Source organism: Butyrivibrio sp. INlla16, from assembly GCF_900104155.1.
Lineage (GTDB): Bacteria > Bacillota > Clostridia > Lachnospirales > Lachnospiraceae > Butyrivibrio.
The window spans coordinates 1-5,260 of the sequence record NZ_FMYB01000105.1; the positions used below are offsets into that span (position 1 = coordinate 1).

A 5,260-nucleotide genomic window follows, 5' to 3' on the forward strand; every position below is an offset into this window, starting at 1 on the left:
TAGTTATATATAGCTACACTTTTATGCATTTTAAAATGGCGAGAGATGCCTTAAAATAAGGCTTCTCTCGCCATTAGACTGTCAAAGATGGGATTTTAACATAATATCCGCATTATGTGGGAAAAAGGTGTAACTGATGTTTCTGCTCACGAAGTCAAATACCCGCTGCAAGCAGTCGGGGCATGACTTTGGCTCGTTGCTCACGGGAATAAAAGGATACTGTTCAGTGAAGCTTCCTGAACAGATGCCCGGCGGTAAAGTGATATACCATATACAGGCAAAAGCTCAGAAGATAGATGAGGGCAGCGCTGATGATCATATGGAGTATCAGCATCAGCGGTGAGCTGTCAGCAAATTTTTCTATCCTGAGATATTCCAGAAAATGGATGTGAAGGATATACACCGAAAATGACGCCGCAGAGAGAGTATTTATCACTCTGCTGCTCTTTATCTTCATATTTTTAAATATCAGAAAAAAGAGAACTGCCTCGAAGATGACCAGGGGATTTTCGTAATTCCACGCCGTCGTCTCGAAAATATTCTTCCCAGTAATAATTTTATCCCCGATGACCCATGCGATGATCATAATCTGATCCACCATAAGAAACAGAAGCAGACGGGAAGTTTTGTAGCATTTATCATTATCCCTTATATATCGGCCTGTCACATACATAAGGACGAAATTTACTATCGTATAGCCCGACTGGCTGCCCTCTATGCCGACAGTACTGATCCCTCCAAGTGACCTTCCGCTCAGATACTGAAGGCTGTCCACCAGTATCGGATAGACGGCAAACAGTGCAAATAGAATGACGACCAGTCTCTTCTTTCCCTCTCCTGTCAGATCGTCCATCAGGGTATTGATATAGGGAGAAATCAGGTACAGCGCTATATAGACAAAGACAAACCAGTAGCCCGGGACATAATATGACAGGACCCTGTCAAATGTCACAGGCTCCGCCTTCGGCAGCTCCTTAATGACAAAAAACAGCGTCCCGAACACAAAAAGCTGGGCAATGAGCCCAAGGGGCTTTCGCAGGTCCCTTCTGTCTGAAGTCCCGAGGAAATATCCTGAGATAAGCACAAAGAGATCCACAGCGCAGACAGATACGGTCTCGAAATAGACCAGGACAGCCTCATTTACGCTCCCTGCCCGGACAGATAAAAAGCCTCCCCCGAAATACGGATTGTTGTAATGGAGAAGCACTACTCCCATCGCAGCAAAGATCCGCAAAAGCTCAATATTGGATTCTCTTTTGCCTCTGTCTGTCTTTTGCATATCAGTCCGTAAATCTTGCAAGCACCCTGCCCAGGGCAGGGAAATCTATCGGCTTGGCCACGTGGGCGTTCATTCCTGCCTCAAGGCACTTATTCACATCCTCGGCAAAAGCGTCCGCGGTCATCGCTATTATCGGGACTGACGCCGCGTCCTTTCTGTCCATTGAACGGATGAGCTTTGTGGCCTCCAGACCGTTCATATGCGGCATTCTGAGGTCCATCAGTATGAAGTCATAGTAACCCTCATCTGAAGCAGAGAACAAGTCGACCGCCTGTTGGCCGTCTTCCGCGACATCAACCTCCGCTCCCGATTTTTTGATAAATCTCTTAACTATCTCCGCGTTAAGCTCTATATCCTCCGCAAGCAGGAATTTCCTGCCCTCAAAGCTCTGGGATGCACCCTTTTTCTTTTCAGAAGGAGCTTTCTCCTCATGATCGCCTTCGGAGTATTTTTTAAGTTCATGATAGAGTGTACTCTTGAACAGAGGCTTCGGGATAAAGCCGTTTATCCCCGCTTCTCTCGCTTCCTCTTCTATCTCTGACCAGTCATAGGCAGAGATCAGGCTGATAGGAGTATTATCGCCCAGGATATCCCTTATCTTCTGCGCAGTCTGAATGCCGTCCATCCCGTCCATCTTGTAATCTATGAGTATTGCAAAGAAGGACTCGTTTTTCTCATGCGCTTCCCTGACGATCTTCACAGCGCTCTCACCGTCATAGCAGGACTGGGCTTTCACTCCAAGCTCGTTCAAGGAGAGCTCGGCCGTCTCGCACAGTTCTTTGCTGTCGTCCACGACCAGTATCCTCCAGTCTGACGGAAGCTTCATCGGTCCGTTTCCGCCCTCAGCCTTTTCAAGGTCAAGTATTACATGGAAGGAACTGCCCATTCCCTGCTCGGACTCTACCTCTATGGTGCCGTTCATGGCATCTATGATATGCTTGGTTATTGCCATTCCAAGACCGGTGCCCTGGATCTTGTGGACCTTGTTGTCCTCCCTCTCAAAGGCATTGAAGAGCTTCTTTTTGAAATCCTCGGACATTCCAATGCCCGTATCTTTCACGATAAAATGAGTCTTGACGAAATGTCTGCCGGTTTCAGATTCCTCCTGATAGAGGCTTACGGATATGTCGCCTCCCTCGGGAGTGAACTTCACGGCGTTGCTGAGGAAATTCAGCAGCACCTGGTTTATCCGCACGCCGTCGCAGTATACGTTCTCTGATATTATGTTGTTTATGAAGATGTCAAAGTTCTGATTTTTCGACTTGATCTGCGGTCTTATGATGTCGCACATGGTCTCCATGGTCTCTCTGAGAGAGAGCACATCCATGGAAAGGGTCATCTTGCCACTCTCTATCTTGGACATGTCAAGGACATCATTGATAAGACCAAGGAGCTGCTTGCTGGACAGATTTATCTTGCGCAGGCTGTCGTCGACTATGGATCTGTCATCCAGATGCTCCTGGGCTATGGCCGTCATTCCTATGATGGCATTCATAGGTGTCCTTATATCATGACTCATATTGGAGAGGAATTCACTCTTTGCCTTGTTTGCCTTCTCAGCAGCTTCTCTTGCTTTCTCAGCTTCTTCCTTTGCTTTCTCCGCTTCAGTTCTCGCCTTCATGGCTTCGTCGCTTGCAGCTTCCCACTCCATCATAGCGCTCTCAGCCTTGTCTCTGGATTCGATCGCCTCCTCCTGTGATGCCCTGGACTCCTCCAGAGCCTCCTCGGTCTTCCTCCTTGAAGCCTCAAGTTCAGTTATCTGGCGCCTTGTCATGAGCATATACAGCCCCATGACAATAAGCACCCCTACAGTGAGCACAACTATAGACACGAACATGCCCCTGTTCCTGGAGCGGCCCATATCCTCTATAGTCCTGTCAAGCACCCCGTAGGGAATAATGGACACAAGATACCAGTTGCTGTCGGGAAGGTGACAGCCGTACACGCTCCTCCTCTCATCGATGTTCATGACCGTGTCAAGATAGTTCGTATCCATCTTGAACTTTTGATCTGAAGCAATGGCATCCTTTATCATGCTGACCGCTTCCTCAGCAGTCATGCCCTTGGGAGAAACATGCCCGAGCACCTTTTCGAAATATGTCTCTCCGACTACATCAGCATTATTAAGGACATAGCTTCCGTCCCTTCTGATTATGTGAAAATAGATCAGTGAGTTGTTCGCCTCTATGCTCATCATATCGGAAAAATTCGACATAGACATGCACCAGAGAAGACCCAGGCTCTCCTGGCCGTTCTCCATTTCCACAGTGAGCGGCACCGCGTATATTATCACCTGTTCATTGATGGTCCAGCCTCCGGTCACAACCTTGTTGCCGCTCTCCAGGGATTCCATGATAAAATCCAGGTCACCAAGCCTCTCTATCTGTGTGCCGTATTCATTTTCAAGCTCGCCGTCTTCAGAAATAAGGCTGCAGTTGGCAAGCGACTGAAACTCAGCTGCATTGACTATGATATCGTGGACCTTATCAGCATCGTGGTTGTCCACGGCAGCTATCTCCTTTTTCATTGAAGCGATCTGCGTCCACCTGATAGACTTTATGGCCTCAAATCTGTCAAGCTCCTGCTCGGCAACGCCCTGCAGATGCACCTGCGCTATGGTCCGGACATCCTTCTCAGTCTGTGTGTCCATAAAAGCGTTGAGGGTCATAAAAGTGGCAACAGCAAGGATAAAAATAAACAGAAATCCGCCGATGATCAGTTTAAATTCTTTTTTCATGAGATACCTCCATCACAGATATCTTTGATTTATGTTAAGGAATAACTTGAACTACGGAGCGTTCCTTACATGCAAGCATGACGCGGAAACTTTTTTCCCTAATATCATTATATCTCAATAAATGCACCAGTAAAGTGTATCATCAATAAAAATAAGCTGTTCTTTTGCAATAAATCTGTCCCAGTCTCTTCCGGAAAAGTTCTCCTCATATACTTCCCTGTCCATCTCCTGTCCCGGAAGTTTGACAGTCTAACCTCATCCCAACCACAACTCAACAACCCTCAAAGTCTTGAAAAGTCTGGATTCCAGGCTTTTTATTTTTGTCAAATTTCGACATTTTATATGTGGCTATTTGTGTCTATATATGCTATAATAAGGGTTGGGGGATACTACATCATGAAACTGACCATCACTACATCAAAAAATACAGTTCATTTTTATGTCCAGAAATCTATTCGAAAAAAATCTGGAGGAACCACATCAATCACTGTGGAGAAACTAGGTGATTCCTTGAAGTACAGGAACTATCTCAGGCATATCCGAGATGGTCAGATTGAGCGCGCCCAGGAAATGATAGACTCAGGCAAGTATAAGCAGCGTCCGAAAAATCAAAATGACCCTCATAGATTTATAAAGAAAAATGCAATGACGGCAGATGGGGAAGTATGTGACATAGAAGATGTTTATATAGACACAGCAATGATAGCTGAAGAGGAAATGTATGATGGTTTCTATGCTGTTTGTACAAATCTGGATGATGCTCGTGTTGACGAAGTGATTTCCATTAACAAGAAACGATGGGAAATCGAAGAATGCTTCCGCATAATGAAGACCGATTTTAAAGCAAGACCAGTGTTTCTACAGCGCGAGGACAGAATAAAAGCACATTTCCTGACCTGTTTCATAGCACTGTTCATCTACCGCTTGCTCGAGAAAAAGCTCGGTGAGAACTATACATGCGAACAGATACTTGATACATTGCGCTCAATGATGATGCATCGTCCAGGCGAAAAGATGGGATACACCCCGTCCTATACACGCACCGACATCACAGATCAATTACACCAGACCGCTGGCTTTCGCACGGATTATGAGATCACAACAGACATGGGAATGCGAAAAATCATACGTCAATCCAAAGGCAAAAAATAGTTATATATAGCTACACTTTTATGCATTTTAAAATGGCGAGAGATGCCTTAAAATAAGGCTTCTCTCGCCATTAGACTGTCAAAGATGGGATT

The 5,260-nt window shown here is 45.9% G+C and carries 3 protein-coding genes; 1 reads left to right on the forward strand and 2 read right to left on the reverse strand.

Features of this window, described 5'->3' with window-relative positions:
• Nucleotides 1-223 precede the first annotated feature (223 nt).
• Complete coding sequence (locus tag BLR42_RS21765) at nucleotides 224-1,279, reverse strand: acyltransferase (protein WP_091873730.1); 1,056 nt, start codon at nucleotides 1,277-1,279, stop codon at nucleotides 224-226.
• A gap of 1 nt (nucleotide 1,280) precedes the next feature.
• Complete coding sequence (locus tag BLR42_RS21770; protein WP_091873733.1) at nucleotides 1,281-4,016, reverse strand: hybrid sensor histidine kinase/response regulator; 2,736 nt, start codon at nucleotides 4,014-4,016, stop codon at nucleotides 1,281-1,283.
• Nucleotides 4,017-4,412: 396 nt separating this feature from the next.
• On the opposite strand from BLR42_RS21770, the gene BLR42_RS21775 reads away from it, so the two are divergent.
• The gene (locus BLR42_RS21775) at nucleotides 4,413-5,168 is read left to right on the forward strand and encodes an IS1634 family transposase (protein WP_170832938.1); all 756 of its coding nucleotides are present in this window, start codon (nucleotides 4,413-4,415) and stop codon (nucleotides 5,166-5,168) included.
• Nucleotides 5,169-5,260: the final 92 nt, after the last annotated feature.

Coding starts and splice junctions, on each gene's coding strand:
- BLR42_RS21775 (WP_170832938.1), top strand. CDS start 4,413: ATGAAACTGACCATCACTACATCAAAAAATACAGTTCATTTTTATGTC.
- BLR42_RS21765 (WP_091873730.1), bottom strand. CDS start 1,279: ATGCAAAAGACAGACAGAGGCAAAAGAGAATCCAATATTGAGCTTTTG.
- BLR42_RS21770 (WP_091873733.1), bottom strand. CDS start 4,016: ATGAAAAAAGAATTTAAACTGATCATCGGCGGATTTCTGTTTATTTTT.